Source organism: Mesorhizobium qingshengii, assembly GCF_900103325.1.
Taxonomy (GTDB): Bacteria; Pseudomonadota; Alphaproteobacteria; order Rhizobiales; family Rhizobiaceae; genus Mesorhizobium; species Mesorhizobium qingshengii.
The window spans coordinates 1-1,615 of sequence record NZ_FMXM01000102.1 but is presented as its reverse complement, the minus strand read 5'-3'; the positions used below and the strand labels follow the sequence as shown (position 1 = coordinate 1,615).

The following is a 1,615-nucleotide window of genomic DNA, read 5'->3' as shown; positions in this document are numbered from 1 at the left end:
GTCATGGGCGCGCTGCTACCTCAATTTCCTTACCCCTCAATCAATGTGACAGCACCCCGCGCCCTCGTCTTGTGCCGTAGCGCCGCGACAAACGGCGCGAGCCAGCGATCCAGATCGGCTTGCCAATCCACGTCCATTGATCGGCCCTCCATAAGCCGACCTCCCATCAATCACGCAAACCCTCTCTTGGGAACCACAAAAACTGCCCGTCGCTAAAAACTGCCAAAGTAGTGCTAGAGTCGTCTGCAACTTCCAGGCAAGGTCTGCAAAACTTCGGCGTGCCTGTATTGCACGCGAGGAGCAATGCCCGCCTTCTGGAGTTACAGATCCTATGTCTCGGGCAAGCCCTTCGACAATGATCCATCCCTTTCCAGGCCCAGTTGATGGGAGCCGCCCTCGACAATCGAACTCGAAACGTAAACCTCCGCGGGTTTCCCGGCCTCTACACCACTTCCGTCTTTGGCTCTACGCCAGCGACGTCGATCAAATGGGAACATAATGTAATCGCGCACGGTGAGCGGCTCAGGCTGGTCTCGCAGGCCAACTTCCGGCCACTCGTTCTTTTTTGGCCAGTATGCCGTTGCAAAAATGGTGTCCCAGATAGTTGTAAAAAACCCGTAGTTTCGACGCCGGTGGAGCGGCTCCAACGAGTGGTGAATGCGGTGGAATTTATTGTCGCCAATGATATATCGAAGCGGGCCAAGATTGATGCGGGTGCTAGAGTGTGAGAGATGAGCCTGAAAAGTGATCAGCGTCATGGCGACCGCGGGCACTACGCCAGATTCGAAGTGGAGTAGCGTGAGTGGTACTGCCACAAACCCTGCGTAAACAAGTGGCTCCGAAACGTGATGATGGCAATTCCATGCCGTCAATTCGCGGATCGAGTGGTGGGTAGCGTGCATGCGCCAAAGGAATGGAAAAGCATGCTGAGCGCGGTGCATCCAGTAGTAGAAGAAGTCGGCCACAATCGCGACCAAAACACCTGAAAGGACCGCCAATCCACTATTTACGAACGCGTTTTCAGAATGAAGCAACGTACCGAAACTGATAGTTACGAGAGGTTTTATCCCTAACCAGCTCACTGTCAGAGCGTAGAGGTGCCAGATAACAGCAGCACACCCGAGGCGAATAGTCCAATTTCTAAAGCCGCGAACGTACGACGCAAAGCTGTATCGATGAGCCGGAAAGGTTAACTCCAGCGCGGCGCAAACGGTTGCGAACATTACAACTAGTTCAAACGATTTCACGAATATCTGAGTCACGTGGTCAATATCGAGAACGTGCATTTGTTTGCTCCTGCGAATCGTCAATGCTCCAACCAAGGCCGGAGGGTCTCCCATCAATGAAGTCGTCTTTGCCACGAGGGCGAGACCATCTCAAGCGCAGCCCCGAGTCGGAAGCCGGACCTATGTCAGCGCAGATGGGGCGCCGCAGGGATGGGGCTATGCAGCATTTTCATAGATCGGTAAAATCAGTTGTTTGGATAAGACTCATCCATGTCTAGAATGGTTGGAGGAATGACGAAGAGAGGTGGCTCGGCAAAATTGGACAGGGTGATAAGTGGAATTTCTGCCTGAGATCGGCATGAGTGCCGGAACAGGAGAATGACGAATGA

Annotated in this window: 1 protein-coding gene; it reads right to left on the bottom strand. The window is 53.4% G+C overall.

The features are described from left to right. Positions 1 to 329: 329 nt before the first annotated feature. Entirely contained in the window at positions 330 to 1,286 is a 957-nt protein-coding gene (locus BLS48_RS34555; protein ID WP_084791833.1) for a sterol desaturase family protein, read from the bottom strand. Positions 1,287 to 1,615: the final 329 nt, after the last annotated feature.

What these genes read in the sequence shown, in the direction of transcription:
- BLS48_RS34555 (WP_084791833.1), bottom strand. Translation starts at nt 1,286, where the DNA reads ATGCACGTTCTCGATATTGACCACGTGACTCAGATATTCGTGAAATCG.